This is a genomic window from Arthrobacter pascens (assembly GCF_030816475.1).
GTDB lineage: Bacteria > Actinomycetota > Actinomycetes > Actinomycetales > Micrococcaceae > Arthrobacter > Arthrobacter pascens_B.
In genome coordinates this window covers 149,666-174,856 of the sequence record NZ_JAUSXF010000001.1, presented here as the reverse complement: position 1 = coordinate 174,856, position 25,191 = coordinate 149,666, and the positions used below count along the sequence as shown (strand labels likewise).

The window sequence follows — 25,191 nt, the reverse complement described above, 5'->3', positions numbered from 1 at the left end:
ACTCCCCGCCCCAACAAGGAGACCTAACCATGAAAAAAGCTGGACATCTGTTGAAACGAACTATCCCGGCCGTGGCGGGTGCAGCCGCCGCCGCCCTGCTTCTGTCAGCCTGCGGCGGCGCCTCCGTGAACCAGGTAGCTGCCGCCGGCGGTTCCTCCGCCGCCCCCTGTGGAGCCGTTAATGTCGCCATGAACGCATGGGTGGGCTATACCGCCAATGCCGCCGTCTACAGCTACGTGGCGAAAAACCAGCTTGGCTGCACAGTGGTCCAGAAGGACCTGAACGAGCAGATCTCCTGGCAGGGTTTCTCCTCCGGTGAGGTGGACGTCATCATGGAGAACTGGGGCCATGATGACCTGGCCAAGCAGTACATCACGGACCAGAAAGCGGCCGTCGACGCCGGTCCCACCGGCAACGAAGGTCACATCGGGTGGTACGTACCACCATGGATGGCCGAAAAGTACCCGGACATCACGGACGGGAAGAACCTGAACAAGTACGCCTCGATGTTTGCCACGTCCGAGTCAGGCGGAAAAGGCCAGGTCCTCGACGGCGATCCAGCCTTCGTCACCAACGACGAGGCCCTGGTGAAGAACCTGAACCTGGACTACAAGGTGGTGTTCTCGGGATCAGAGGCAGCCCTGATCCAGTCATTCAGGACGGCGCAGCAGAACAAGACGCCGCTGCTGGGCTACTTCTACGAGCCGCAATGGTTCCTGTCAGAGGTTCCGCTGAAGAAGGTCGCCCTGCCGGCCTGGACCAAGGGCTGCGACGCCGATGCGGAAAAGGTGGCCTGTGACTACCCGGTCTACACGCTCAACAAGGTCATGTCCACAAAGTTCGCGGACAGCGGCTCCCCCGCAGCCAAGCTCGCCAAGGGCTTCAAGTGGACCAACGACGACCAGAATGCCGTTGCCACGGACATCCAGGGCGGCACGGCGCCTGAGGCGGCCGCCAAGAAGTGGGTGGACGCGCACCAGGACGTCGTGGCTTCCTGGCTTAAGTAAGCCGTTTGCCGGGCCGGTTAAGACGCCGCGCTAGCAGTTGACCGTCACCCACTCAGGGAAACCCTGGGTGGGTGACGTATTTTGCCCACGAATCCCTTTCGCGCTGAAGGCGCTGGGTGATCACTTCGACCTGTTCCGAGAAGTGGGCCCCCACGGCAAGGCGGTCGCCGGGCCAACTGGATGACTCCCAGGAGTCCTGCAGGGCCTTTGCCAGGGCCCTGGTCAGGGCATAGACCTTCCACGAGTGCTGCAGATGGAGAAGGGCGTATTCCTTGCGCTCCCGGCTTTTCCTCAGAAGCTCGCGTGTACCCGCCACGACGGCCGGCAGCATCCGCCTTGATTGAGTTCTTTCCATACCGCACCGTCCTCCAGCACTCTCGCCAGCTCTTCGTTGAGCTGTTCAATTCGAGTGTGGCGAAGGATACTCAAGTTCCCCTCAAGGGGGTGCGAGGATTTCCTCAAAATGAATCTGCAGGGAGGTTTCGGCGCCACCCCGTGCGTACCATCCGTAATGCGCGCCATCCGTTAAACGACTCCACCCGGCCTTGCCCCATTACAGGGTAAAGACCGGGTGGAGTCGGGCCGGAGTTGACTACGGAACCCGGGACAGGGTCTCCCGCTCCGCCCCGATGGTTGTGCTCTCGCCGTGACCGGTGCGGACCACCGTTTCGGCCGGGAGGGTCAGCAGCCGGTTCCGGATGGAGGCGAGGATGGTCGGGTAGTCGCTGAAGGACCTGCCCGTCGCGCCCGGACCCCCGTTGAACAGCGTGTCTCCGGTGAAGACGGTTCCCTCGCTTTCCAGGTGGAAGCAGGTGGAGCCGGGCGAATGACCTGGGGTGTGAATGGCCCTCAGTTCCGCACCGGCAACCTGGAATACGTCTCCGTCTGCGAGAAAGTGGTGCGGTCTGGCGTCGGGATAGATCTGTTCCCAGAGCATCAGGTCCTCTGCGTTCAGGAAAATCGGCGCATCCACCGCCTCGGCGACTTCGAGGGCCGCCCCGATGTGGTCGTTGTGCGCATGGGTCAGCAGGATCGCTTTGACCTGCCGGCCGCGGACCTGGCTGATGATTGCGGAGGCGTCATGCGGGGAATCGATGATCACGCATTCGTCGTTGTTGCCCACGATCCAGACGTTGTTGTCCACGTCCCAGGTGCCGCCGTCGAGCGAGAAGATGCCCGAGGTGACCAGGTTCTCGATGGTGACGCCCATCAGAGCCGCACCGCCGAGGGGAGTTCAACCACGGAGCGGAGGACCTTGCCCTCGTGCATTTTGGCGAACGCCTCCTCCACCTGGTCGATGCTGATCCGCTCAGTCACAAAGGCGTCCAGGTCCAGGTTGCCCTGTTTGTAGTGCTGGACCAGCATCGGGAAGTCGCGGGAGGGCAGGCAGTCCCCGTACCAGGAGGACTTCAACGAACCGCCCCGGCCAAAGACGTCCAGCAGGGGCAGCTCAAGTTTCATGTCCGGCGTCGGGACGCCCACCAGCACCACGCGGCCGGCAAGGTCGCGGGCGTAAAACGCCTGCTTGTACGTTTCAGGACGGCCGACGGCGTCTATCACCAGATCGGCACCGTTGCCTCCGGTCAGGGCCCGGATGGCCTCGACGGGGTCCGTCGTGGAGGAATCGATACCGTGGGTGGCGCCCAAAGACTTGGCCAGCTCAACCTTGTTGGCGTCAATGTCTACGGCGATGATGGTGGTGGCACCGGCCAGCTTGGCGCCCGCGATCGCGGCAATGCCCACACCGCCGCAGCCGATGACGGCGACGGACTCGCCGCGCTTAACCTCGCCGGTATTGATTGCGGCCCCGATGCCTGCCATCACACCGCAGCCGAGCAGTCCGACGGCGGCGGGGTCGACGTCGTCATCCACCTTGGTGCACTGGCCGGCGGCAACGAGGGTCTTCTCCGCGAACGCGCCGATGCCGAGGGCGGGCGAGAGTTCGGTGCCGTCCTCAAGGGTCATCTTCTGCGTGGCGTTGTGGGTGTTGAAGCAGTACTGCGGCTGGCCCTTGGCGCAGGCACGGCAGTGACCACACACGGCACGCCAGTTCAGGATGACTCTGTCCCCTGGTTCCACATCGGTGACGCCGGGGCCAACGGCGCTGACCACGCCGGTGGCTTCGTGGCCCAGCAGGATGGGGAAGTCGTCAGTGATTCCGCCCTGCTTGTAGTGCAGGTCGGTGTGGCAGACCCCGCAGGTGAGGATGTCCACCAAGGCCTCGCCGGGACCGGGGTCCGGCACCAGGATGGTCTCCACAGTAACCGGAGCGTTCTTTTCCTTGGCAATGACTGCCTTTACCTTATGAACCACTGGCTAGTGTTCCTTTCCTGAATCCAGGGGGATTCCCTGATGGCCGAGGATGGCCAATTGCGTAATGCGCAACATGATGCAGATAACGCGTACCTGAAAAATATGGCAGCAGGCACATCGGGTGTCAATAGAGCCACCCGTCGGCAACGACTGTGCCTGCCTGCCCAAGGGTAAGCGAAATAATAGGTCCGCGTCCCGTGGCAAGGATGTGACAACCGCTGTAAATACGGTAGTTAATAGAGCATGTCGTCTATTCCGGAAACGCGTCGAGCTGTAGTGATAGAGGACGATCCGGACATCAGGGGCCTGCTGGTGCATGTGCTGGTCAAGCAGGGTTTCGAGGTCACGCAGGCGGAGGCGGGCCTGCCAGGGGTTGAGGAAGTCCGCCGGGTCCGGCCGGACCTGGTCACCCTGGACCTGAACCTTCCTGACCTGGACGGCCTGGAGGTCTGCAAACTCCTTCGCGAATTTTCCGACGCCTTCATTGTGATGCTGACGGCGCGCACCGATGAGCTGGACAAACTCACGGGACTGGACAACGGCGCCGATGACTACATCAGCAAGCCCTTCAGTCCGCGGGAGCTTCAGTCCAGGATCAACGCCCTCTTCCGGCGCCGCCAGGTCCCGGCCGTGGACACCGGCGCGGCCAAGGAACTGGAACGCGCCACCGAGGTGCAGCAAAGCCTGCTCCCCAACGAAGACATCCGGGTGGACGGCTACGACCTCGCCGGCGCCTTCCGCCCGTCACGCAATGTGGGTGGCGACTTCTACGACTGGTACCGGAGCCCGGATGGCCTGCACCTGACCTTCGCCGATGCCATGGGCAAGGGTATGGGCGCGGCTCTCATCGCGGCCACCGTGCGTGCTGTGATGCGCTCAACCAGTCGCCGCGAAGACCTCGACGGGGCGTTCACTGCCGCCAGCACTGCCATCGCCGCTGACCTCGACTCATCCAGCTCCTTCGTCACCCTTTTCCACGCCCGCCTGGATGCCGCATCCGGCACCGTGAACTACGTCGACGCCGGTCACGGACTTGCCCTGCACGTGAAGGCCGCGGGAACGGTACGCCGGCTTCCCTCCGGCGGGCCTCCGGTTGGCGCCTGGGCAGGATCCAGCTGGCCGCAGTCCACCCTTACCCTGGCGCCGGGCGATGCGCTCGTGGTCGCCAGCGACGGCGTGCTGGACGTCTTTGACTCTGTGGAGGCCTTCGCCGAGGCCGTGCTGGTGGCCACCCACGGCCAGCAGTCCGCTCAGTCCGCCAGCGACGCCATCCTGTCCCTGGCGCCCGCGGATTCAGCGGAGGATGACGTCACCGCTGTGGTGATGCGTCGGCTGCCGGTACCAGCCGGGGCATGACCCGCTTCTGGACCCGCTTGGTGGTGGTGCTGACCGTCATCCTCGGCCTGAACTATGTGGCCTGGCGCTGGACCGCTTCGCTGAATTGGGACGCGTGGTGGATCTCCGTTCCGTTGGTGCTGGCCGAGACCTACAGCCTTATCGACGTCTTGCTGTTCGGCATGACTGTCTGGAACCTGAAGCTGCGCAAGGGAGCGCCGGAAGCACCGCGTGACGCCACGGTCGATGTGTTCATCACCACCTACAACGAGCCCCTGGACATGGTGATGGACACAGCCCTGGCCGCCCAGCGGATCCGGCACCCGCACAGCACCTGGATCCTGGATGACGGCGCCCGGCCCGAACTCAAAGCCCTCGCCGAACAGCACGGCCTGGGGTACGTGACACGCGGCGAGGACTGGACGGACATGCCCAGGCATGCCAAGGCAGGCAACCTGAACAATGCGCTGATGGTCACCCATGGCGAGTTCCTGCTGATCCTGGACGCGGACCAGGTCCCCGAGCCGGACATCCTGGAAAAAACAATCGGCTACTTCAACAACCGCCGGGTGGCACTGGTCCAGACCCCGCAATACTTCAACAATGTCCCGGCCGATGATCCGCTTGGCAGCCAGGCGCCCCTGTTCTACGGGCCTATCCAGCAGGGCAAGGACGGCTGGAATGCGGCCTTCTTCTGCGGCTCGAATGCCATCCTGCGCCGGGAGGCCCTGATGCAGCTGGGCCTGGTGGGGTATGTCAAGGAGACGGAAAAGAGCATCCGCCGGGCCCTCGGCGCATCGCGGTCAGCGATCCGGCAGGCCAGGAAATCATCGGACGTTGAATCGCCCCTGATCGCCCGGGTCCTGGACGAAGTCGAGGCGGCCACCCGCGAAGCCCAGCGGCAGCTGGACGAGGGCGGTCCGTTGAGTGAGATCACCTACCGCGTGCGCCGGCGGGTGGACCAGGCCGTGCAGGCGCTGGTGATGGCTGACGTTTCGGCACTCCAGGCGGACCTTGAAGAAATCGCAGCCATGGAACTGGCCCATGTGGGTGAGGCCGGCGTCCCTGTGGTTGCCGATGATGCAGTGAAACGGATGTCCGCCAGGGACTGGTCCCCGCTGGGCGCCCTGGAATCCGTGCAGGCGGTCCTGGACGCGCTGTCAGTGGAGCGCAACGACGAGGCACAGCCTGTCATGCCGCTGGCGACTATCTCCGTGACGGAGGACATGGCCACCGCGATGCGGATGCACGCGATGGGCTGGGAAAGCGTCTATCACCATGAGATCCTCGCCTACGGCCTGGCCCCGGAGGATCTCAAGACGATGCTGACCCAACGGCTCCGCTGGGCGCAGGGGACCATCCAGGTGATGCTCCGGGAGAACCCGCTGGTCCAGCGCGGCCTCAAACTGGGCCAGCGCCTGATGTACTTCGCAACGATGTGGACTTACTTGAGCGGCTACACCGCGGTCATCTATTTCGCCGCCCCCATCATTTACCTGCTGCTGGGCATCCTGCCGGTGGCCAGCCTCAGCACAGACTTCTTCATCCGCTTCGTGCCGTTCATGATCGTGAACCAGCTGCTGTTCGCCGTGGCCGGCCGCGGCATCAGCACGTGGCGCGGCCAGCAGTACAGCCTTGCGCTCTTCCCCACCTGGATCAAGGCCTGCTCGACGGCGGCCCGGAACGTCTGGTTCGGACGACCGCTGGGGTTCGCCGTCACCCCCAAGGCCCGCCAGAGCGGAGGACCGTCCTGGAGCCTGATCCGCCCCCAGATCGTGGTGGCCGCCCTGCTGGCGGTTGCCGCCGTCGTCGGCCTGATCCGACTGGCCACGGGACTGGCGGAACCGCTTGGCACCCTGGTGAACGTGGCGTGGGTTATTTTTGACCTGGCGGTTATGAGCGTCCTGGTCCGGGCCGTTCGCTACAAGGGGTTTGAACCCCTGGTGGAGTCAACGCCCGAAGAGAGGAAATCCGGTGGAATTTAGCTACGAAATCAAGGACTCGTATGCGGAGGTGAAGGCCAACGGACGGCTCAACATGGTATCCGCACCGAAGCTTCGTGAGTTCGTCACGGACGTCATCGCCGGCGGCTCCAGCAGGATAGTCGTGAACCTGGAGAACACGGCATTCATGGATTCCTCAGGACTCGGAGCCCTCATCGGCTGCCTCAAAGCAGCGCGGCAGGCCGGGGGCGACCTTCGGATCGCGGCCGTTCAGCCGCAGGTGAAGATGGTGCTCGAACTGACCAGCATGGACCGCGTGCTGACGTCCTACGCCTCGGCCGAGGAGGCGTTCAGCAATGACTGAGGTCCTGGCACGGCGGAGCTTCCGGGGGCTTGCCACCGCGGAGGCTATCGATGCGGTCCATGACGAGCTGGACGGCCTCTGGCAGGATGCACCGTTCGTCCTGGATATGGACCAGATGACGTTTGCCACGGCAGTTATCGAGGCCGCGTCCAACATCGTCCAGCACGCCCAGCCGGCCGGCACCCTGCCCGTGGAGCTGGGGGTGGAAATCAGCGTCCAGCCCGCACTCCTGCAGGCCCGTGTCAGCGCCTTCCACGCCAAACCGCCGTTCGGGCCGATGGACCCCGTTCCCGTCGACAATGACTCGGAGTCCGGCCGCGGCCTTGCGCTCATCCAGGCGCTGGTGACCACTGTGACGTTCGAGCGGCAGGACGGAACCAACACCTGGGTCCTGTCGAGGACGTCGGGGGCCTAAACCGGCGTCAGGCACCCTTGACACCGCACACGCCTTCCGCTTCACTATTACGTATGCTGAAATAACAGTTCCATGATGCGGAATCAGCTTGAGCAGTCTCGGGCGCATGCCAGCGCAACCTGCCGGCCTTCCGCATAGCCGTCGCCATGGATGCCAGCACCTTTCACGCGAGGAAGCAGCAGCATGAACTTTGCCGAATTTAACAGCGCGGACCCGGCCGCGGCCGCCGAAGTCCTTAAGCCTTGCCTCGATGTGCCGCGCTGGATGGAGGCCATCACGGCTGCCCGGCCTTTCCCTTCGAAGCAGTCACTGCTGGCCTTTGCCGCAGAAGCAGCAGATCCGTTCACGGCCGCCGAGGTCGAGGCCGCCATGGCACACCATCCGCGGATCGGTGAAAGGCCGACGGCCCGCACTGAAGAGGCGTCGATGTCCCGCTCCGAGCAGTCCGGCGTGAATACGGCCGACGCCGAGGTCGGGCAGGCGCTGGCTCGGGGCAACCTGGACTACGAGGAAAAGTTTGGCAGGGTCTTCCTGATCCGTGCCGCCGGCCGTACTGCGCCGGAAATCCTGGCGGCCCTCGACGAGCGGCTTGGCCATTCCGCTGCCGAGGAAGACGCCATAGTCGCCCAGGAGTTGCGCGAAATCGCGGTGCTGCGGCTCGAAGGAGTGATCGGCGAATGAGTGTTTCCCACGTCACCACCCATGTCCTGGACACCGGTGCCGGACGCCCGGCGGCGGGGGTCGCCGTCGTGCTCTACCGGAACGACGGCGGCAGCTGGGACGAACTTGCCCGCTCCGCTACTGACGCCGACGGCCGCGCCAAGGACCTGGGTCCCGAACAGCTGGCTCCCGGACGTTACAGGCTCAGCTTCGGTACCGGCGCCTACTACGCCGGCCTGGGCACGGCCACTTTCTTCCCGGAAGTGGATCTGGTTTTCGAGGTCACAGGCGACGAGCACTACCACGTGCCGCTGCTGCTGAGCCCGTTCGCCTACTCCACGTACCGCGGCAGCTAAAGGCAGGATGGCCTTTCCGGACGGGTAGGCTGGATGGCATGTCTTTTGAAGAAACCCCCGCTGAACGCCGCGAGGTCACCGTCCGCCGGGCACCCAGGTACGTGCCGTTCCTCGTCCTCGGCGGCATCCTGGGCGTTGCCGCGGCGGCCTTTGTCGCGTACGGGCTGCCGGGGGACCCGAGCTTCGACAGGGGATCGGTATTCGGGTTCTTCCTGGTCATGTTCGGCGCTGCCGGCGCGATTCTGGGCGCCGTGGCCGCCCTGGTGCTGGACAGGCTGAGCGTAAAGCGCCAGCGGCGCGCGATTGTGGAAGCCGTCCCGGAGTCCGACGACGGCGCCCAGCCCTAGTCCGGCGGGGCCGCAGTCACAATCCCTCCAGCGGAAAAGTGTTACCCCATTACGTGAGATAATCGACCAGTGGCACGCGGCGATGGAAAACTTTCTCATGATCTTCTCCCTGGCGAAAAAGGCCCTCAGGACGCTTGCGGCGTTTTCGGGGTCTGGGCACCAGGTGAAGAAGTAGCAAAACTCACCTATTACGGGCTGTATGCACTGCAGCACCGCGGTCAGGAGTCCGCTGGTATTGCCACCAGTGACGGCAAGCGGATCAACGTCTACAAGGACATGGGACTCGTCTCCCAGGTCTTCGACGAGACCACCCTGAACACCCTGACCGGCCACCTCGCGGTCGGGCACTGCCGCTACTCCACCACCGGAGCCAGCCACTGGGCCAACGCCCAGCCGACGCTCGGCGCCACCAGCACCGGCACGGTTGCTCTGGCACACAACGGCAACCTGACCAACACGGCCGAACTCAACGCCATGATCATGGAGCGCAACGGCGGCCAGCTCAGCGGCGAAATGAAGCAGGGCAACACGTCGGACACCGCCCTTGTCACGGCCCTGCTGGAAGGCGAGGAGGGCAAGTCCCTCGAACAGACCGCCATAGAGCTTTTGCCCAAGATCAAGGGCGGCTTCTGCTTCGTCTTCATGGACGAGGGCACCCTCTACGCGGCACGTGACACCTACGGCATCCGTCCGCTGGTCCTTGGCCGGCTGGAACGCGGCTGGGTGGTCGCCTCCGAGCAGTCCGCGCTGGCCACCGTGGGCGCCAGCTTCATCCGGGAAATCGAACCGGGCGAATTCATCGCCATCGACGAGGACGGGGTGCGCTCCCAGCGCTTCGCCGAGCCGACGCCGGCCGGTTGCGTTTTCGAGTACGTGTACCTTGCCCGTCCGGACGCCGCCATCGCCGGCAGGTCCGTCTACGAGTCCCGTGTGGAGATGGGCCGCCAGCTGGCCCGCGAAAACACCCAGGAAGCGGACATTGTTATTCCGGTCCCGGAATCCGGCACGCCGGCGGCAGTAGGCTACGCCGAGGAATCCGGCATTCCCTTCGCGCACGGATTCGTCAAGAACTCCTACGTGGGCCGCACCTTCATCCAGCCCTCCCAGACGCTCCGGCAGCTGGGCATCCGGCTCAAACTCAACGCCTTGGAATCCGTGATCCGCGGCAAGCGTGTCGTGGTGGTGGACGATTCAATCGTCCGCGGCAACACCCAGCGGGCCATCGTGCGGATGCTTCGGGAAGCCGGTGCCGCGAGCGTCCACATCAAGATCTCCTCCCCTCCGGTCAAGTGGCCCTGCTTCTATGGCATCGACTTCGCCTCCCGGGCGGAGCTGATCGCCAACGGCGCCACCATCGACGAAATCACCCAGGCCATCGGCGCCGATTCGCTCGCGTACATCTCCGAAGACGGCATGATCGATGCCACCCGGCAGCCGCGGGAGCGGCTCTGCACCGCCTGCTTCACGGGCAAGTACCCCATCGAACTGCCAGCCTCGGACAAGCTGGGCAAGAACCTGCTCGAACGCACCGACCTCGGCCTTGCGGCGTCGCCGTCGGCCCTTCCCGGCGCCACCGCCGGGTTGGCCGGCTCCGTCATCGACGCCGACGCGGATCCCGCGGAAAAGACCGGTGCCACCGGCTGCGACCCCGGACCCGACGCCGAGTTCGAGAACCTTCTGACCGAAGCCGACCTTGTGCCAGACGTTCACCTCGACGCCGCCACCGCCGGCGCTGACAAGAAAGAGTCCCTATGACTTCCGCAACCCCCTCCGCCGGCACCCCGTCAGGAAACGCCGCAGGCATCACCTATGCCTCCGCCGGCGTTGACGTTGAAGCAGGCGACCTCGCCGTTGAGCTGATGAAGGGTGCAGTCAAGGCCACACACAACCCGTCCGTGATCGGCGGCGTCGGCGGTTTCGCGGGACTTTACGACGTCTCCAGACTGCTCACCTACAAGCGCCCGCTCCTGGCCACGTCCACCGACGGCGTGGGCACCAAGGTTGCCATCGCACAGGCCATGGACATCCACGACACCATCGGTTTTGACCTGGTGGGCATGGTGGTTGACGACATCGTGGTGGTCGGCGCGGAACCGCTCTACATGACCGACTACATCGCCTGCGGCAAGGTTGTTCCCGAACGCATCGCGGACATCGTCCGGGGCATTGCCGCAGCCTGCTCGGTTGCCGGAACTGCACTGGTGGGCGGCGAAACCGCCGAGCACCCTGGGCTGCTGGGCGAGCACGAATACGATGTTGCCGGTGCCGCCACCGGCATTGTTGAAGCCGACGCCCTGCTGGGCCCGGACCGGGTCCGGGCCGGCGACGTCGTAATCGGCATGGCATCCTCCGGCCTGCACTCCAACGGTTACTCCCTGGTCCGCCGCGTCATCAACCACGCCGGCTGGGCTCTGGACCGGCAGGTCTCAGAACTCGGCAGGACCTTGGGCGAGGAGCTGCTGGAACCGACCCGCGTCTACGCGGCCGACTGCCTGGACCTGGCCCGCACCTTCCCGGTGAACGCCTCCGCCGGCGGTAAAGCCATCCACGGCTTCAGCCACGTCACCGGAGGCGGCCTTGCGGCCAACCTGGCCCGTGTGCTTCCACAGGGCCTGGTGGCAACGGTTGACCGCGCCACATGGGAGCTGCCCGCGATCTTCAAGCTTGTCTCCGAACTGGGCAACGTGCCGCTGGCCGATCTGGAGCGCACCCTGAACCTGGGCGTCGGAATGGTCGCCATCGTCTCCGCCGAGGCGGCCGACGCCGCCGTGGCCCGGCTCAACGACCGCGGCCTGCCGTCCTGGGTCATGGGTACTGTCACGGCGGATTCGGATTCCATCCTCAAGTCCGGCCCGGACTACATCCAAGGCGCCAAGGGCGTCGACGGCGGCGCTGTCCGCTTGGTCAATTCCTACGCCTAACCCGCTTCTTTGTGTGCCCGGCAACCACTTCGGTTTGCCGGGCACACGCACTTAAACTTCCAGGAGGCTGAACACGCCTCCTTGCGGATCCTTGAGCGTGGCTGTGGCACCCGGCGTCTCCTCATCCTCTGCCTCGGGTGCAACCAGTACCTCGGCTCCGGCCGCCAGGGCTTTTCGGACAGTATCGGCCACGTCAGAGACGCCAAAATAGATCTGCCAGCTGGCCGCCCCGTCGGTGGCCACGATCCCCGCCACCTCCGCTTCATCCACCATCAGCCTTGTATACGTGCCGCCGTCGTCCTGTGGATACTCCGTCACCTCGTGACCGAACAGCTGCTGGAAAAATGCGACGGCGGCCTGCGGCTCGGGCGTCAGGAGTTCCGCCCAGGAGAGCGCCCCGGGCTGGTTGTAGCGGGCGGTGCCCGTGTGAGTACCGGCCTGCCACACGCCAGTGGTGCCACCGCCCGGCGGGTCCACGAAGACCATGACCCCGGTGTCCGCCACGTCCTCCGGACCGAACTGCACGGCTCCGCCGGCATAGGGTGTTTCCTCAGCCACGGCGCGGGCATCGTCAGCCGCGAAGTAGATGTTCCACCGGGCCTCCGAGTCCAGCGACTCCTGATGTGGGTTCTGCGGCGCCACAACTGCCACGAGGTCGTCGTCCAGGTAGGCCTGCGCATAGCTGCGTCCGTCAGGGGTGGGCATGTCCTGGAATCGCCAGCCGAACACTGCCCGGTAAAAGTCCTTCCCAGCCTCAACGTCGCGGGTCTGGACGTCTGCCCAGCATGGCTCACCATGGCGGTAGCGGCGTGAGCTGACGTTTTCTGGCATAGGAGGTACTTTCGGGGTGAACATTCGCTTCATGCGGGAGCGAACGCCGGAAATCCACCGTCAAGATGGTCAGTTCCCCCCGGCATTACGGGGGGAATTGACCACCTGACGGGGGATGCAGAGCCGGTCGTGAAACAGCAGGAAACCAAAAGGCCCGCCGTCTGCACCGGAGTTCCGGCGCAGGCAGCGGGCCTGATAACTGAGGTCAGCGCACTGGTTCCGGCTGGTTCCAGGGTGCTGAAAAAGAAGCGCTGTACTGTCGAAAGAACCGCGCAAATAACCTGCGGAATCCGATCGTACTGCGGCGTCACGGCGCGGGTGCCTTGCGGCCACACCGGTTGCGACAACTAGCCGATCCGACGGGTGTCTACCTCGTCGTCGTCTTCTTCCAAATCGTCCGCGTACTTATCCACATAAGCCGAATAGTCCGGTTCAACCGGCTCATTCGCGAAATGGCTCGTGGCACGACTGCCCGGACCCGTCAGCTCGCGCTGAAGTGCCGTGTAGTCAGTGTTCGGGGAGTAGTACTTGATATCCCGAGCCTGCTTGGTAGCTTTTGCCTTTTGACGGCCGCGCCCCATGGCGTGACCCCCTTTTGTACTTGGACCGGAGGTGGTCACCTTGGCTATCGGTGAGGCCCCGGAATGTTTGGTCAATTTGTCGTATCCCTAGATTACATGCTTTCGGCGGCCCCTGCTTGCCAGTGACGGACCCCTACGGCATGTCGGCCACCATTTTGGCGGCGGACCGCAAGCTTCCCGGCTTTTTTCTTCGGTAGAGTCTGTTCAACAGCTGCTGATCCCGGCCCGACGGACCGGCTTGCTCGATGCGGAGAGAATGCGGGAAGGTGCATCCCAGTGAATCATCAGGACATGCCGGACCGGCAACCGGAAGAACATCCGGACGCCCCCGCGCAGGACGGCCAGCGCCGCCCGGTCCCGCCCAAACCTGCCGCGCCGCCGACAGCCAGCCTGCCGCGGACGGCCCCTGCCGGGCCCCTGGAACCTTCGGGTAGGACCAGTCGCTCCGCCTTCCGGAAGCCCCGCCGGGCCGGGCGGACCGTGCTTACGGCCGCTTTTGCGCTGCTCATCCTGGGCGTTGTCGGCTCCCTGGTCTGGCTTGCCGTGTGGCTTACATCCAGTGGACAGAACACCGGCTCCGCCGACAAGGGCACCACCGGCGTCGTCGAAACGTCACCCACACCACTGGCCACGCCCTTGCCGCTCCCCCGGGAAGGCGTGGCTCCGCCGGACTTCAGGCTGGGGGATTGCTTCAAGGACTTTCAGCCGGAGGCACTGAAATCAACCATCGTGGCCTGCGATACAGCCCATTCAGCCCAGCTCGTGGCCATCTACCGCTATCCGGCCAGCGACTCCTACCCGGGCGCGGATGCCCTGAAGGCGAAGGCACTGGAAGCCTGCCAGGCCGCCAAGCTGGCCCCGGCTGCCAACAATTACACGCTGAACTTCGAACGGACCTACCCCAGCAGCTCCAGTTGGGACTCCGGCGACCGGCGCGTGGACTGCTATGTCACCGCCGACGGAAACGCCATCAACGCCAGCGTGCTCCCCTAGCGCAGCCTGCTCCAAGGGAGCACACAGCGGCCGGCTAATACAGCTAGGCTTTCCGCCGGACCGATAACCCGGTGCCTGCGGACGCGCCGCCGTCGGGCCCGGCCAGGTTCTCCAGCCCGGCAATGGTGAGTTCGTCGACGTCGGCGGCTGTGTCCACGAGCACGGTGTCACCGTCAACGATGTCCCCGGCCAGGATGGCCTTGGCAAGGCGGTCGCCGATTTCACGCTGCACCAGCCGGCGCAATGGCCGGGCACCGTAGGCGGGATCGAACCCGGACATCGCCAGCCAGGCACGGGCGCCATCCGTCACTTCCAGGGTCAGCCGGCGCTCGTGCAGCCTCCTGCCCAGCTCAGCGACCTGAAGTTCAACGATCCGTGCCAGTTCATCCACGGTCAAGGCATCGAACAGCACCACTTCGTCCAGCCGGTTCAGGAACTCCGGCTTGAAGGACGCGTTGACGGTCGCCATCACCGCGTTGCGCTTGGCCTGGGCATCCAGGGTCTGGTCCACCAGGAACTGGCCGCCAAGGTTTGAGGTCAGCACCATGATCACGTTCCTGAAGTCCACGGTGCGGCCCTGGCCGTCGGTGAGGCGGCCGTCGTCGAGCACCTGCAGGAGGATGTCGAACACCTCAGGATGGGCCTTTTCCACCTCGTCCAGGAGGATCACAGAGTAGGGCCGGCGCCGGACAGCCTCAGTCAGCTGGCCGCCCTCCTCATAGCCGACATAACCGGGAGGAGCGCCGACCAGCCGGGCCACCGAGTGCTTCTCGCTGTACTCGGACATGTCGATCCGAACCATGGCACGCTCGTCGTCGAAGAGGAAGTCGGCCAGGGCCTTGGCGAGCTCCGTCTTGCCCACACCTGTCGGGCCCAGGAACAGGAACGATCCGGTGGGCCGGTTGGGATCGCTGATACCGGCGCGGGCGCGGCGGACTGCGTCGGAGACTGACGTCACAGCCTTGGACTGGCCGATCAGGCGCCTTCCGAGCTCCTCCTCCATGTGCAGGAGCTTCTGGCTCTCGCCCTGCAGCATCCGCCCGGCGGGGATCCCGGTCCACGCGGAGATGACCTCGGCGATGTCATCCGCCGTAACCTGCTCCGCCACCATCTGTCCGGACTTGTCAGTCACTGCCTCTTCGGCGGCGGCTGCGGCGCTCAGTTCGCGTTCCAGGGCGGGGATCTCCCCGTACAGGACCCGGGATGCGGTCTCCAGGTCACCTTCGCGCTGGGCTTTATCCGCGGTGGAGCGCAGTTCGTCCAGCTTGGCCTTCAGGTCACCTACCCGGTTCAGCCCGGCCTTTTCGGCTTCCCAACGGGCATTGAGCGCAGCCAGTTCCTCGTTCTTGTCCGCTTTGTCCGCCCGGATCGCAGCGAGGCGCTCCACGGAGGCAGGATCTGTCTCGTTCTCGAGGGCGAGTTCCTCCATGGTCAGCCGGTCCACAGCACGGCGGAGTTGGTCGATCTCCTCCGGGGCTGAGTCGATCTCCATCCGGAGCCGGGAGGCGGCCTCATCCACGAGGTCGATGGCCTTGTCCGGCAACTGGCGGCCGGAGATGTAGCGGTTGGAGAGGGTTGCTGCAGCGACAAGCGCGGAATCAGCAATGGTCACCTTGTGGTGGGCCTCGTAGCGTTCCTTGAGCCCGCGGAGGATGCCGATGGTGTCATCAACGCTTGGCTCGCCCACGTACACCTGCTGGAAGCGGCGTTCCAGAGCGGGGTCCTTCTCGATGTTCTCGCGGTATTCGTCAAGCGTGGTCGCGCCGATCAGTCGCAGTTCGCCGCGGGCCAGCATCGGCTTGAGCATGTTGCCGGCGTCCATCGAGGACTCCCCCGTTGCGCCGGCGCCCACTACAGTGTGGATCTCGTCGATGAAGGTGACAATCTGGCCTTCAGAGTTCTTGATCTCCTCCAGGACAGCCTTCAGCCGCTCCTCGAACTCACCACGGTACTTGGCGCCGGCCACCATGGAGGCGAGATCCAGGCCAATCAGCGTCTTGCCCCGCAGGCTTTCCGGAACGTCACCGGCCACGATGCGTTGGGCCAGGCCCTCCACGACGGCCGTCTTTCCGACCCCCGGCTCGCCGATGAGCACGGGATTGTTCTTGGTGCGGCGGCTCAGGACCTGGATGATCCGCCGGATTTCGTTATCGCGGCCGATAACGGGGTCCAGTTTCCCGGAACGCGCCATCGCGGTCAGATCGGTGCCGAACTTCTCCAGGGACTGGAAGGTGTTCTCCGGGTCGGGACTGTCCACCTTGCGGTCCCCGCGCACACCGGGCAGGGCCGCAAGCAGCGCCTCGTGGGAGGCGCCGGCGTCGCGCAGCAACCGTCCGACGGCGTCGCTTCCGGTGGAGAGCCCCAGGAGCAGGACTTCGGTGGAGACGAAGGTATCACCGAGCCTGTCGGCTTCGTTCTTGGCGTTCTGGATGGCCTGCAGGGCAGGCCTGGAGAGCTGGGCCTGCTGGGTGGAAGAACCGGACGTCGCTGGCAATGCCTTGATGGCGCTGCTTGCCTGGACACTCACGGCATCCGGATCGGCCCCGGTGGCGCGGAGAAGCGCGACGGCGACTCCCTCCCGCTGGTCCATCAGGGCCTTGAGCAGGTGCGCGGGCTCAACCTGCGGATTACCTGCCGTGGAGGCGTTCATAGCTGCCGCCGAAAGAGCCTCCTGGCTCTTGGTGGTGAATTTGACGTCCAAAGAGAGCTCCTTCCGGGGATGCATTCAACTAAGTTGAGTCTACTACGCTCAACTTTGCCGCGCGCGTCTTTTGCTCCTTGTTTGCCCACAGCGAACCCGGGTACCGGAAGGACTGAGGTTTTCCGGCGGTCCGGCGATCCGGTCGCACAAGTGGTCCTTGCACTGTACCGCCAGCGGCCGGATCACCCTAGGATCAGTTGGTGACCGGGGAGTAGGTTCCCCGGCCTACTCGAGACGGGATGGCAATGAAGAAATTCATGGTTCTTTACGTAGCACCGCAGTCGGCACAAGCACAGATGGCGGAGAGCTCGCCGGAGGCCGCCCAGGAGGGCATGAAGGCCTGGCTGGAGTGGGCAGACCGTGCCGGCGACGGCATCGTGGATATGGGAACGCCGCTTGGCGCAGGCAAGGAAATCACCACATCCGAGACCTCTGACACCGACACGAACGTGGCCGGGTATGGCATTCTCCAGGCTGAGGACCTGGGCGGCGCCCAGGCGCTGCTAGAGGGCCACCCGCACCTCATGATGCCCGGAGCCAGCATCCAGGTGTACGAATCCCTCGATCTCCCCGGCATGTAGGTCGCAGCGGAGAGGTCCCTGGCGGGGGGCTCCCCCAATAAACCGCCCGCCAGGGTGTCTTTCTGAAAGTAGACCCGGAAGCGGCAGCAATCCGCGGCGAGCCGTGGTCAGCTCCAGTGGCGGACCGACGTCTGAGTGCACGGTCCAGGTCCGATATTACCGGCAGTGCTGAACTCTGTCACGTTAAATGACAGATCGGTCAATTGGTTCCGGACCCTGGCATCAGGATCAGCCGGGGTAGATGGACACTGCTCCGGCCTTAATCACGAAGTACACCTTCAGGCCGGGCACCAGTCCCAGGTCGGCTGAAGCCTCGGGGGTGATGTCGGCGCTCAGCTGTCCGCCTTCCCCCGCCCGGACCCTGACCCGGTCTCCATGGGGCTCCAGTTCGCTGACCACGACTGCAAATGAGTTCCGGGGGGAGCCGTGCGCCTCCGTGAGGAAAACGGAAACGGCCGCCGGCGTGAACACAGCCACGCCCGGCTGCCCGGCTGGCAGCGGCCCGGGAAGGTCGTCGTGCTGGCCGTAGATGGCCAGGTCCTTGGCCTGCAGGCCGTGTTCGGTGATGGTGCCGGATACAAAGTTCAACCCGGCCAGCCCCGCCGCAAAGCGGCTCCGGGGACGCAGCAGCACGTCCCGGGTGGGCCCTTCCTCGCTGACCCGGCCGTTCTCAAGGATCACCACCCGGTCAGCCAGCATGAGCGCATCCAGGACATCATGGGTGATGATAATCGCCCGACGCCTTGCGAGCACACGCTTGAGCAGCCGCCGCAGCAGCGGGGCTGCATGGATATCCAGCGCGGCCATGGGCTCATCCAGGAGCAGGAGCCCCGGGTCCGCGGCCAGCGCCCGGGCGACGGCCACGCGCTGGCCCTGTCCGCCGGAGAGCTGCCCCGGACGCCGGCGCTGCAGCTCCCCGGCTTCCACCTCGGCAAGCCAGCGGCGTGCTGATTCCCTCGCCTGTAGTTTCGGAACGCCCGCGCTCCTCGGCCCGAAGGCGACATTATCCAGGGCGCTGAGGTGTGGGAAAAGCAGCGGTTCCTGGGCCAGCAGTGCGGTGCCGCGGCGGTGGGGCGCTGTCCATGTTCCCCGGCCGTCCGTGAGGTCGAACAGTACCCGGCCGTCCAACTCGGCCCTGCCCGTATCGGGGTGGAGCAGCCCGGCGATGACCGCAAGCAGCGTCGATTTGCCTGCACCATTGGGGCCCATGACGGCCACGGTCTCGGTGGGGCCGAGCGAGAGCGACACCTCGAAGCCCCTGTCCTCCACGGCTGCCCTGACCATGAAAGTCACAGGACGCCCCGGCGGGAGGGCGCCGGCGCCGTCGTGATTCCCCTGCCGGCAGCACCTTCACTGCCGGCAGGGCGGGTGCCGCGATAGGCGAGCGCCACGACACTTAGGGCGACGGCCACCAGGACCAGGGAAAGGGCGACGGCGGCGTCCGCGTCAGTTTCCCGCTGCAGGTAGATTTCCAGGGGCAGTGTCCTGGTCACGCCCTGGAGGCTCCCCGCAAAGGTAAGGGTCGCCCCGAACTCGCCCAGGCCGCGTGCGAAGGACAATACAGCGCCTGAGGCGAGACCCGGCAATACCAAGGGGAGCGTGACGCGGCGCAGAACGGTGCCGGGCCGGGCTCCCAGGGAAGCGGCAACTGCCTCGTACCTTGGGCCGGCCGTTCTCAAGGCACCCTCGAGGCTGACCACCAGGAACGGGAGGGCAACGAACGTCTGGGCGAGCACCACGGCGGTGGTGGAGAACGCTATCTGCAGGCCCAGAACATCCAGGGTGCGGCCCAGCAGGCCCTGCCGCCCGAAGGTGTACAGCAGCGCGATGCCTCCCACCACGGGCGGGAGTACCAGCGGGAGCAGGACCAGGGACCGCAGCACCCGCTGGCCGGGGAAGCTAGCGCGGGCAAGGACCAGGGCAAGCGGCACACCCAGCACGAGGCACAGGGCGGTACTGGCCGCCGACGTTCGCAGGCTCAGGCCCAACGCCGTGAGGGACGATTCAGAGGTGACCAGGGGAATGAACCGGGGCCAGTTGACCCTGGCCACCATCGCCAGCAGCGGCAGCAGGACCAGCAGCCCCCCGGCGGCGGCCACGGCATAGATCCACGCCGGGATGCCGGTGTAGGTCAGGGCTTTGCCGGCTCGCTTGGCCCGTGGCCTCGTGGTGGTCCGGTCCATGGCTGGCATCACTTGGGCGCTGCTCCGAAGCCGGCGTTGCCCAGCACCGCCTGGCCCTCACTGCCCAGTACCAGGTCCAGGAAGGCGTCCGCCGCCTGCTTGTTTCTGGCCCCCTTCACGATGGTTATCGGGTAGGTGTTGACCGCCTTCGCTGCGTCCGGGAACGGGATGGACTCCACCTTGCTGCCCGCGGTCTTGGCGTCCGTGACATAGACCAGGCCGGCGTCGGCTTCGCCGGAAGTCACTTTGCCCAGGACATCAGTGACAGAGGACTCCTCGCTGACTGGGCTCAGCACGGTGCGCGTCGACTGCTCGATGGCCAGCGCGGCGGCACCGCACGGCACCTGGCTGGCGCATACCACCACTTTGGTGCCCGGCCTGGCAAGGTCACGGAAGCCGGTAATGCCGGCGGGGTTGCCCTGTGGAACGGCAATGGTGAGCGTGTTCGTGGCGAAGTCCCGGGGCTCCCCATCGGCCAGGCCGGCGTCCTGCAGCTTGGCCATGTTCCGCGTGTCCGCGGACGCAAACACGTCCGCCGGTGCGCCCTGGGTGATCTGCGTGGCAAGGTCTGCCGAGCCGGCGAAGCTCAGGGTGACTTTGGTTCCCGGGTGGCTGGCCTCGAACTTCCCCGCCAGCTCGGTGAAGGCGGCCTGAAGCGAGGCTGCCGCGAAGACCGTGACGGTGCCCCCTGATCTTGACGAGCCGGCGTCGCTGTTTCCGCCCCCTGCTGGCGGGGCGCACCCGGCGAGCGCCAGCACCAGGAGGATGACCCAGGCAATGACTCCCCGACGGCCCCGGGGCAAGCGCCTCACGCTGTGGCCCTTCCGTGCGGCGTCTCGATGATCACCGTGGTGGCTTTGACGACGGCCGTGGCCACCGAGCCGAGCTCCAGGCCAAGCTCGCGTACCGCCTCACTGCTCATGAGCGACACCACCCGGAACGGTCCGCACTGCAGTTCCACCTGGGCCATCACGGTGTCCGCTGTGATGCCGGTGACCAGGCCGACAAACCTGTTGCGGGCAGAGCTTCCCCGCCGCTGCGCATCGTCCGGAAGCTGGGCGAGCTTCCGGGCATGACGGGCCAGTTCCAGCCCGTCCACGGCGAGCCGGCCGCCGTCGTCCTTCACCGGGGTCAGCGTTCCGTGCTCCGTCCAGCGGCGGACGGTGTCATCGCTGACGCCGAGGAACCGGGCGGCTTCGGAAACGCGAATAGTGGGCATTTCGCCAGTCTAGTCCTCATATGCGGTTGGATGCTCCTGAGGAAACCGCATTACCGGTTCCCGCCAGCCTCCCGGAAGCAGGAACCGGGCACCGGCCTCATCACTTCGGTTGAACTTCCTCATCCTTGATGCTGAACCCCTGCCGTCGCGGCCTTTCCGGCCCAAAGCCGCACATAGGGTAGGAGCATGTTTCCCCTCCTCAACCCCTCCCGCCGGCTGGCCGGCATGGCGGCTGCCCCTGCGACTGCACTGGCAGTTTTGCTGGCCCTCATGGTGCTGGAGCAGCGCGGGTTCAACCGGGACAGCGCCCTCCTGGTGGCCCTACTATCCGCGGTGGCGGCAGCCCGATTGATTCCGTTGGGCGCACTGGCGTTTACGGCCGGCGTGCTGCTGCTGCAAAGCGCCAGGATGGTTCCGGGTGTCATGCTGTCCGGCGTCCTCAGCTACAGCGCAATTCCGCTGGCCATCCTGTTCGCTGGCCTGGGCTACCGAGGGCGCCACCGCTGGCTGCTTCCGGCGTTTGCCCTCGCCTCCGCCGGGCTGATCACCACGAATTGGTTCAGCGACGCGACATGGGTCAATTTCGTCTTTCCCCCGCAGATCTATGGCCGCGGCGCGCTCCGAACAGGCACGTACGTCTTCCTGGTCTTCGGCGCCTCCGCAGCCTTCAACCTGGCCGCCTGGGCCGCAGCACTGGCCGTCAACAATGCTTCCCGCAGCCGCCGCGCCCAGCTCCGGGCGGAGACGGACCTGCAGCAGACAGTCACGGAACTCGCCGTTGAACAGGAACGCAACCGGATCGCGCGGGAACTCCACGACGTCCTGGCCCACTCGCTGACCGTCATCACCGCCCAGGCGGAGGGAATCCGCTACATCCACCGGAGTGAGCCGGAGGCGGTGGAGGAGTCTGCCCGGATCATCGCCACGGCCGCCCGCACGGCCCTGGTTGAAACCCGCCACATGCTGGAGAACGTCTTCACGGCGGATCCGGCCCCGCCCACTTCGCCGGCACCTTCCCTCGGACAGCTGGGCATACTGGCAGACCAGTTCACCGCCAGCGGAATGCCCGTCACGGTGGATGCCCCGGCATTGCCGCCCGGGGTGACACCGCTCCAGGAGCTCACGGCCTACCGCGTGATTCAGGAAAGCCTGACGAATGCGTTCCGGCATGGTGACAGGTCCAAGGGTGCCGCCGTTTCAGTCCGGTCCGGCGAGGGAGGACTCACTGTCCGCGTCACTTCAGCGTTATCCGGCGGTCCCTTGGCTCCCGGCCCGAGTACAGGCAGGGGCATCCCCGGGATGAAGGAACGTGCGACGGCGGCAGGCGGCTACCTCACGGCCGTCACGGCCGGAAACCGCTTCGATGTGGAGGCGGTGCTGCCATGACCGGCACAGACATCGCAGCACCAGCCATCCGGATCGCCCTGGTGGACGACCAGCCGCTGTTTAGCGCCGGCCTGAAAATGATCCTGCGCAGCCAGCCCGACCTGGACTTCGTTGGTGAGGCCCAGGATGGTGCGGCGGCTGTGGAACTTGCAGCCGCCGTCGGGCCTGACATCATGCTGATGGACATCAGGATGCCGGTCATGGACGGGATCACGGCCACGCGCACCATTGCCTCAGGTCCCGGCACTCCGCCCAAGGTCATTGTGCTCACCACCATCCAGCACGACGAGGCGGTGGTCCGGGCCATCCAGGCCGGCGCCGCCGGATTCCTGACGAAGGATGCCACGCCTGAGTTCCTGCTGGCGGCCATTCGCACGGTCCACTCAGGGCATGCGGTGATGGCCCCGCACGCCACCAACCAGCTTCTCCGCGACTACACCACTCCCGTATCCGGCAACACCGCGGCACTAGATGCGCTGTCCGGGCGGGAAAAGGACGTGTTCCTGCTCGCCGCAGCCGGGCAAGGTAACGCCGAAATTGCCGCCGGCCTGGTGCTGAGCGAGGCCACTGTGAAGTCCCACGTGGGAAGCATCCTGGCCAAACTCAAGCTCCGCAACCGTATCCAACTTGTGGCTTACGCCTATCAGAACGGGCTGCTGGGCAACTGAAGCCGGCGCCCGGGACGCACGAAGATCACCGCAGCATCACCAACTATTGGGGGAAATCATGAAAAGGAATCTGATCGGACTCGCCGTACTGGCGGCCGGGGCAACGGCAGCACTGGCGGCCTCCGCAATCCCGGGAGGCACCATCGCGGCCTCGGGAACGCCCATTAGCGGCATCACGGCCCAGGCGCAGGCCTACGCCAGCCCTGATGTGGCAGCCGAAACTGGACGGGCCGCCGCCATCCGCGAGTGCATGGCCGCGGCCGGCTATGATTACGCTCCGCCCGTGGATGCCTACCGCGTGGATTTCAACGCCAACATGGGCCTCAAGCGTCTGGACGTGGCCACTGCCAAGGCGAGCGGGTACGCCTCCCTGCAGCCGACAGGACCTGGCGAACCGGCCCCCGGCTCCGATGAAGCAAAGCTCTTCGAGGATCCCGCGTTTGTGGCCGCCCTTTCGGGCCCAAAGACAGCGGACACGATGGTGACAGTGAACGGCATGGGCACGTCCGGCGGCGGCTGCCGCGGCGAAGCTGCGCGAAAGATCTACGGCAGCATGGAGAATTACGTCCTGGCCACGGGGGTCACCGAGAATGCGCTGAACTCCGCTGCCGGTGCTGCCATGTCCGATTCCGGGTACCCGAAAGCCATCAACTCCTGGAAGGACTGCATGTCCTCATCGCCCTACGCCAACTTCCGCAGCCCTGCCGACGCCGTCACTGCCGGCCTGAAGGCCGGCGGCCTGAACGAGTTCAAGATCGCGGTCACTGATACAACATGCCGCGAGCAGGTCAACTTCCATGGCCAACTCGACGCAGTGCTGGACAAGTACCTCACCACCCGCATGCAGCAGCTGGAGCCGGAGATTGCCACGGTGACTGAGATCCGGAAACAGGCGGCGGCCAGGGCGGCAAGCTTCAGCAAATAGGCCCACAATCCCGGCGGCCGGCCACCTTGGGGGAGGCCGGCCGCCGCTCCCTTGCGCGTGCCTGTCCGGCCCGCCCCGCACTAGACTTCGTGCATGGCCATCTTTGTTGACCCGCCCCTCTGGCCTGCCCACGGAACGCATTTCTCGCACCTGATCTCGGACACTTCGCTCGAGGAACTCCACGCCTTTGCCGCCGCGGCCGGAGTCCCGGACCGGGCCTTCGACGGCGACCACTACGACGTCCCGGAACGCCGCTTCGATGACCTGGTTGCCGCCGGTGCGATCCCCGTGGAGGCCCGGATCCTGGTCCGCAAACTGATAGCCAGCGGGCTCCGCATCCCCGCCCGCGCAAGGAACACATCGCTCAAGGTGCCACTCCTGAACCGGTGGAACACCGTCATGCACGGCCACGACGCACTCTTTCTTGACCTGCTGGACCGCTGGGGCGAGGAGCACCGCCAGTACCACGGCTGCACCCACCTCCTCGCCGTGCTGGAGGCCCTGGACCTGCTGACCGAACCCGCAGAACCGCCGCGGACGGTGCTGCTGGCGGCCTGGTTCCACGATGCGGTGTATCGCGGAGTCGCAGGCCAGGATGAGGAGGAGTCTGCCCGGCTTGCAGAAGACAGGCTGGCCGGCACAGGACTTCCTGACGCGGAAATCGAGGAGGTGGCCCGCCTTGTCCGGCTGACCTCGGACCACCGCCCGGACCCGGGGGACGACGACGGCGCACTCCTCTGTGACGCGGACCTGTCAGTCCTCGGCGGCGACCCGGAGCCGTACGCCCGGTATGTGGCAGCGGTCCGGAAAGACTATGCGCACATCGGCGACGCTGACTTCGCGGCGGGGCGCGCCGCCGTCGTCCGTCACCTACTGGAACTGGACCCGCTGTTCCACAGCCAGCGGGCGCGGGAGCTGTGGCTGGACGCCGCCCGGCGGAACCTGCAGGGCGAACTGGCCTGAAGCCAGGCGCCGGCCTTTACCGCCCCGGAGGGCTAATGCAAGACTGCTCGGATGAACCTGCGAATCCAAGCACTGAGCATCGACTCAACCGACCCCGGCGTGCCCGCGGACTTCTGGGAGAAGGCCCTGGGATGGCGCCGGACCTACGAGGTGGAGGACGAAATCGTCCTGGAGCCGCCCGCAGGCAGTCCGCAGGACGGCGTCTCCCCCGACCTGCTGTTCCTGAAGGTACCGGAGCGCAAGGAGGTCAAGAACAGGCTGCACCTTGACCTGCGGCCCGAAGACCAGGCTGTGGAAGTCCAGCGCCTGGAAGCTCTGGGCGCCACCCGGGTTTCGGTGGGCCAGGGCAAGGACGTGACCTGGGTGGTGATGGCCGATCCCGACGGCAACGAGTTCTGTGTCCTGCGGGCCCTGCGGAGTGAGGAGCTGGAAGCCCAGGGCCTGGTGCCCGGGCTGGAGGGGCAGGCGGGTTCCTAGGACGCATGGTTCCTAGGACGCA

At 65.7% G+C, this 25,191-nt stretch carries 27 protein-coding genes; 17 read left to right on the top strand and 10 right to left on the bottom strand.

Annotation, left to right across the window (positions count from 1 at the left end):
• Positions 1-29: 29 nt before the first annotated feature.
• Entirely contained in the window at positions 30-1,007 is a 978-nt protein-coding gene (locus QFZ40_RS00820; RefSeq protein ID WP_306902297.1) for an ABC transporter substrate-binding protein, read from the top strand.
• 52 nt (positions 1,008-1,059) lie between these two features.
• Here the strand turns inward: QFZ40_RS00820 and QFZ40_RS00815 are convergent, their stop codons facing one another.
• From QFZ40_RS00815 to QFZ40_RS00805, 3 genes are all read right to left on the bottom strand, one after another.
• Positions 1,060-1,362: a hypothetical protein gene (locus QFZ40_RS00815; protein ID WP_306902296.1), complete on the bottom strand. Its 303-nt coding sequence runs from the start codon at positions 1,360-1,362 to the stop codon at positions 1,060-1,062.
• 237 nt (positions 1,363-1,599) lie between these two features.
• A complete protein-coding gene (locus QFZ40_RS00810) occupies positions 1,600-2,217 on the bottom strand; it encodes an MBL fold metallo-hydrolase (RefSeq protein WP_306902295.1) in 618 nt (205 codons plus the stop codon).
• Positions 2,217-3,320, bottom strand: coding sequence for an S-(hydroxymethyl)mycothiol dehydrogenase (locus tag QFZ40_RS00805; RefSeq protein ID WP_306902294.1), 1,104 nt, complete (start codon positions 3,318-3,320; stop codon positions 2,217-2,219). Before QFZ40_RS00805 ends, QFZ40_RS00810 begins: the two co-directional genes overlap by 1 nt.
• Before the next feature lie 243 nt (positions 3,321-3,563).
• On the opposite strand from QFZ40_RS00805, the gene QFZ40_RS00800 reads away from it, so the two are divergent.
• From QFZ40_RS00800 to purM, 9 genes are all read left to right on the top strand, one after another.
• Entirely contained in the window at positions 3,564-4,676 is a 1,113-nt protein-coding gene (locus tag QFZ40_RS00800; protein WP_306902293.1) for a PP2C family protein-serine/threonine phosphatase, read from the top strand.
• The gene (locus QFZ40_RS00795; protein ID WP_306902291.1) at positions 4,673-6,640 is read left to right on the top strand and encodes a glycosyltransferase family 2 protein; all 1,968 of its coding nucleotides are present in this window, start codon (positions 4,673-4,675) and stop codon (positions 6,638-6,640) included. Before QFZ40_RS00800 ends, QFZ40_RS00795 begins: the two co-directional genes overlap by 4 nt.
• A complete protein-coding gene (locus QFZ40_RS00790; protein WP_306902289.1) occupies positions 6,630-6,962 on the top strand; it encodes an STAS domain-containing protein in 333 nt (110 codons plus the stop codon). Before QFZ40_RS00795 ends, QFZ40_RS00790 begins: the two co-directional genes overlap by 11 nt.
• On the top strand, positions 6,955-7,377 hold the full coding sequence (locus tag QFZ40_RS00785; protein WP_306902288.1) for an ATP-binding protein: 423 nt from the start codon (positions 6,955-6,957) through the stop codon (positions 7,375-7,377). Before QFZ40_RS00790 ends, QFZ40_RS00785 begins: the two co-directional genes overlap by 8 nt.
• Positions 7,378-7,560: 183 nt before the next feature.
• Entirely contained in the window at positions 7,561-8,058 is a 498-nt protein-coding gene (gene uraD, locus QFZ40_RS00780; RefSeq protein ID WP_306902287.1) for a 2-oxo-4-hydroxy-4-carboxy-5-ureidoimidazoline decarboxylase, read from the top strand.
• A complete protein-coding gene (gene uraH, locus QFZ40_RS00775) occupies positions 8,055-8,393 on the top strand; it encodes a hydroxyisourate hydrolase (protein WP_306902285.1) in 339 nt (112 codons plus the stop codon). Before uraD ends, uraH begins: the two co-directional genes overlap by 4 nt.
• A 38-nt stretch (positions 8,394-8,431) precedes the next feature.
• Positions 8,432-8,740 carry a hypothetical protein gene (locus QFZ40_RS00770; protein WP_306902283.1) on the top strand — a complete coding sequence of 103 codons (309 nt, stop codon included), beginning with the start codon at positions 8,432-8,434 and terminating at the stop codon, positions 8,738-8,740.
• A gap of 69 nt (positions 8,741-8,809) precedes the next feature.
• Complete coding sequence (purF, locus tag QFZ40_RS00765; RefSeq protein ID WP_306902281.1) at positions 8,810-10,495, top strand: amidophosphoribosyltransferase; 1,686 nt, start codon at positions 8,810-8,812, stop codon at positions 10,493-10,495.
• A complete protein-coding gene (purM, locus tag QFZ40_RS00760; protein WP_306902279.1) occupies positions 10,492-11,661 on the top strand; it encodes a phosphoribosylformylglycinamidine cyclo-ligase in 1,170 nt (389 codons plus the stop codon). The genes purF and purM overlap by 4 nt, the downstream gene beginning before the upstream one ends.
• A gap of 51 nt (positions 11,662-11,712) precedes the next feature.
• On the opposite strand, the gene QFZ40_RS00755 is transcribed toward purM, so the two are convergent.
• Positions 11,713-12,492: a VOC family protein gene (locus QFZ40_RS00755; protein ID WP_306902278.1), complete on the bottom strand. Its 780-nt coding sequence runs from the start codon at positions 12,490-12,492 to the stop codon at positions 11,713-11,715.
• A gap of 347 nt (positions 12,493-12,839) precedes the next feature.
• Positions 12,840-13,073: a DUF3073 domain-containing protein gene (locus tag QFZ40_RS00750; RefSeq protein ID WP_214962253.1), complete on the bottom strand. Its 234-nt coding sequence runs from the start codon at positions 13,071-13,073 to the stop codon at positions 12,840-12,842.
• Positions 13,074-13,349: 276 nt separating this feature from the next.
• Here QFZ40_RS00750 and QFZ40_RS00745 point away from each other — a divergent pair, with 276 nt between their 5' ends.
• Positions 13,350-14,066: a septum formation family protein gene (locus tag QFZ40_RS00745; protein WP_306902276.1), complete on the top strand. Its 717-nt coding sequence runs from the start codon at positions 13,350-13,352 to the stop codon at positions 14,064-14,066.
• A 43-nt stretch (positions 14,067-14,109) separates the two neighbouring features.
• On the opposite strand, the gene clpB is transcribed toward QFZ40_RS00745, so the two are convergent.
• A complete protein-coding gene (clpB, locus tag QFZ40_RS00740; protein WP_306902275.1) occupies positions 14,110-16,767 on the bottom strand; it encodes an ATP-dependent chaperone ClpB in 2,658 nt (885 codons plus the stop codon).
• A gap of 257 nt (positions 16,768-17,024) precedes the next feature.
• Between clpB and QFZ40_RS00735 the strand changes: the two genes are divergently transcribed.
• A complete protein-coding gene (locus QFZ40_RS00735) occupies positions 17,025-17,348 on the top strand; it encodes a hypothetical protein (RefSeq protein ID WP_306902273.1) in 324 nt (107 codons plus the stop codon).
• Positions 17,349-17,576: 228 nt separating this feature from the next.
• On the opposite strand, the gene QFZ40_RS00730 is transcribed toward QFZ40_RS00735, so the two are convergent.
• Genes QFZ40_RS00730 through QFZ40_RS00715 form a run of 4 tightly spaced genes read right to left on the bottom strand, consistent with a single transcriptional unit; the run spans position 17,577 to position 20,750 of the window.
• The gene (locus QFZ40_RS00730; protein ID WP_306902272.1) at positions 17,577-18,641 is read right to left on the bottom strand and encodes a sulfate/molybdate ABC transporter ATP-binding protein; all 1,065 of its coding nucleotides are present in this window, start codon (positions 18,639-18,641) and stop codon (positions 17,577-17,579) included.
• The gene (locus tag QFZ40_RS00725) at positions 18,638-19,531 is read right to left on the bottom strand and encodes an ABC transporter permease (protein ID WP_306906779.1); all 894 of its coding nucleotides are present in this window, start codon (positions 19,529-19,531) and stop codon (positions 18,638-18,640) included. The genes QFZ40_RS00730 and QFZ40_RS00725 overlap by 4 nt, the downstream gene beginning before the upstream one ends.
• Before the next feature lie 8 nt (positions 19,532-19,539).
• Complete coding sequence (gene modA, locus QFZ40_RS00720) at positions 19,540-20,343, bottom strand: molybdate ABC transporter substrate-binding protein (protein WP_306902271.1); 804 nt, start codon at positions 20,341-20,343, stop codon at positions 19,540-19,542.
• On the bottom strand, positions 20,340-20,750 hold the full coding sequence (locus tag QFZ40_RS00715; RefSeq protein WP_306902270.1) for a TOBE domain-containing protein: 411 nt from the start codon (positions 20,748-20,750) through the stop codon (positions 20,340-20,342). The genes modA and QFZ40_RS00715 overlap by 4 nt, the downstream gene beginning before the upstream one ends.
• Before the next feature lie 186 nt (positions 20,751-20,936).
• Here QFZ40_RS00715 and QFZ40_RS00710 point away from each other — a divergent pair, with 186 nt between their 5' ends.
• The 5 genes from QFZ40_RS00710 (at position 20,937) to QFZ40_RS00690 (ending at position 25,169) form a co-directional block, all read left to right on the top strand.
• Positions 20,937-22,136 (top strand): sensor histidine kinase, encoded by a 1,200-nt coding sequence (locus tag QFZ40_RS00710; RefSeq protein WP_306902269.1) that lies wholly within the window; start codon positions 20,937-20,939, stop codon positions 22,134-22,136.
• Positions 22,133-22,804, top strand: a complete 672-nt coding sequence (locus tag QFZ40_RS00705; RefSeq protein WP_306902268.1) for a response regulator — start codon at positions 22,133-22,135, stop codon at positions 22,802-22,804. Before QFZ40_RS00710 ends, QFZ40_RS00705 begins: the two co-directional genes overlap by 4 nt.
• A gap of 58 nt (positions 22,805-22,862) precedes the next feature.
• A complete protein-coding gene (locus QFZ40_RS00700; RefSeq protein ID WP_306902267.1) occupies positions 22,863-23,729 on the top strand; it encodes a hypothetical protein in 867 nt (288 codons plus the stop codon).
• A 93-nt stretch (positions 23,730-23,822) separates the two neighbouring features.
• Positions 23,823-24,692 (top strand): DUF4031 domain-containing protein, encoded by an 870-nt coding sequence (locus tag QFZ40_RS00695; protein ID WP_306902265.1) that lies wholly within the window; start codon positions 23,823-23,825, stop codon positions 24,690-24,692.
• A 51-nt stretch (positions 24,693-24,743) separates the two neighbouring features.
• Complete coding sequence (locus QFZ40_RS00690) at positions 24,744-25,169, top strand: VOC family protein (protein ID WP_306902264.1); 426 nt, start codon at positions 24,744-24,746, stop codon at positions 25,167-25,169.
• Positions 25,170-25,191 lie beyond the last annotated feature (22 nt).

Excerpts from the sequence above, each read along its gene's own strand:
- QFZ40_RS00705 (WP_306902268.1), top strand. The coding sequence starts at position 22,133 with ATGACCGGCACAGACATCGCAGCACCAGCCATCCGGATCGCCCTGGTG.
- QFZ40_RS00695 (WP_306902265.1), top strand. The coding sequence starts at position 23,823 with ATGGCCATCTTTGTTGACCCGCCCCTCTGGCCTGCCCACGGAACGCAT.
- QFZ40_RS00715 (WP_306902270.1), bottom strand. The coding sequence starts at position 20,750 with ATGCCCACTATTCGCGTTTCCGAAGCCGCCCGGTTCCTCGGCGTCAGC.
- QFZ40_RS00725 (WP_306906779.1), bottom strand. The coding sequence starts at position 19,531 with ATGGACCGGACCACCACGAGGCCACGGGCCAAGCGAGCCGGCAAAGCC.
- QFZ40_RS00750 (WP_214962253.1), bottom strand. The coding sequence starts at position 13,073 with ATGGGGCGCGGCCGTCAAAAGGCAAAAGCTACCAAGCAGGCTCGGGAT.
- QFZ40_RS00800 (WP_306902293.1), top strand. The coding sequence starts at position 3,564 with ATGTCGTCTATTCCGGAAACGCGTCGAGCTGTAGTGATAGAGGACGAT.
- QFZ40_RS00700 (WP_306902267.1), top strand. The coding sequence starts at position 22,863 with ATGAAAAGGAATCTGATCGGACTCGCCGTACTGGCGGCCGGGGCAACG.
- uraD (WP_306902287.1), top strand. The coding sequence starts at position 7,561 with ATGAACTTTGCCGAATTTAACAGCGCGGACCCGGCCGCGGCCGCCGAA.
- QFZ40_RS00815 (WP_306902296.1), bottom strand. The coding sequence starts at position 1,362 with ATGGAAAGAACTCAATCAAGGCGGATGCTGCCGGCCGTCGTGGCGGGT.
- QFZ40_RS00820 (WP_306902297.1), top strand. The coding sequence starts at position 30 with ATGAAAAAAGCTGGACATCTGTTGAAACGAACTATCCCGGCCGTGGCG.
- QFZ40_RS00810 (WP_306902295.1), bottom strand. The coding sequence starts at position 2,217 with ATGGGCGTCACCATCGAGAACCTGGTCACCTCGGGCATCTTCTCGCTC.
- QFZ40_RS00770 (WP_306902283.1), top strand. The coding sequence starts at position 8,432 with ATGTCTTTTGAAGAAACCCCCGCTGAACGCCGCGAGGTCACCGTCCGC.
- QFZ40_RS00710 (WP_306902269.1), top strand. The coding sequence starts at position 20,937 with ATGTTTCCCCTCCTCAACCCCTCCCGCCGGCTGGCCGGCATGGCGGCT.
- QFZ40_RS00795 (WP_306902291.1), top strand. The coding sequence starts at position 4,673 with ATGACCCGCTTCTGGACCCGCTTGGTGGTGGTGCTGACCGTCATCCTC.
- uraH (WP_306902285.1), top strand. The coding sequence starts at position 8,055 with ATGAGTGTTTCCCACGTCACCACCCATGTCCTGGACACCGGTGCCGGA.
- QFZ40_RS00735 (WP_306902273.1), top strand. The coding sequence starts at position 17,025 with ATGGTTCTTTACGTAGCACCGCAGTCGGCACAAGCACAGATGGCGGAG.
- QFZ40_RS00785 (WP_306902288.1), top strand. The coding sequence starts at position 6,955 with ATGACTGAGGTCCTGGCACGGCGGAGCTTCCGGGGGCTTGCCACCGCG.
- purM (WP_306902279.1), top strand. The coding sequence starts at position 10,492 with ATGACTTCCGCAACCCCCTCCGCCGGCACCCCGTCAGGAAACGCCGCA.
- QFZ40_RS00690 (WP_306902264.1), top strand. The coding sequence starts at position 24,744 with ATGAACCTGCGAATCCAAGCACTGAGCATCGACTCAACCGACCCCGGC.
- QFZ40_RS00755 (WP_306902278.1), bottom strand. The coding sequence starts at position 12,492 with ATGCCAGAAAACGTCAGCTCACGCCGCTACCGCCATGGTGAGCCATGC.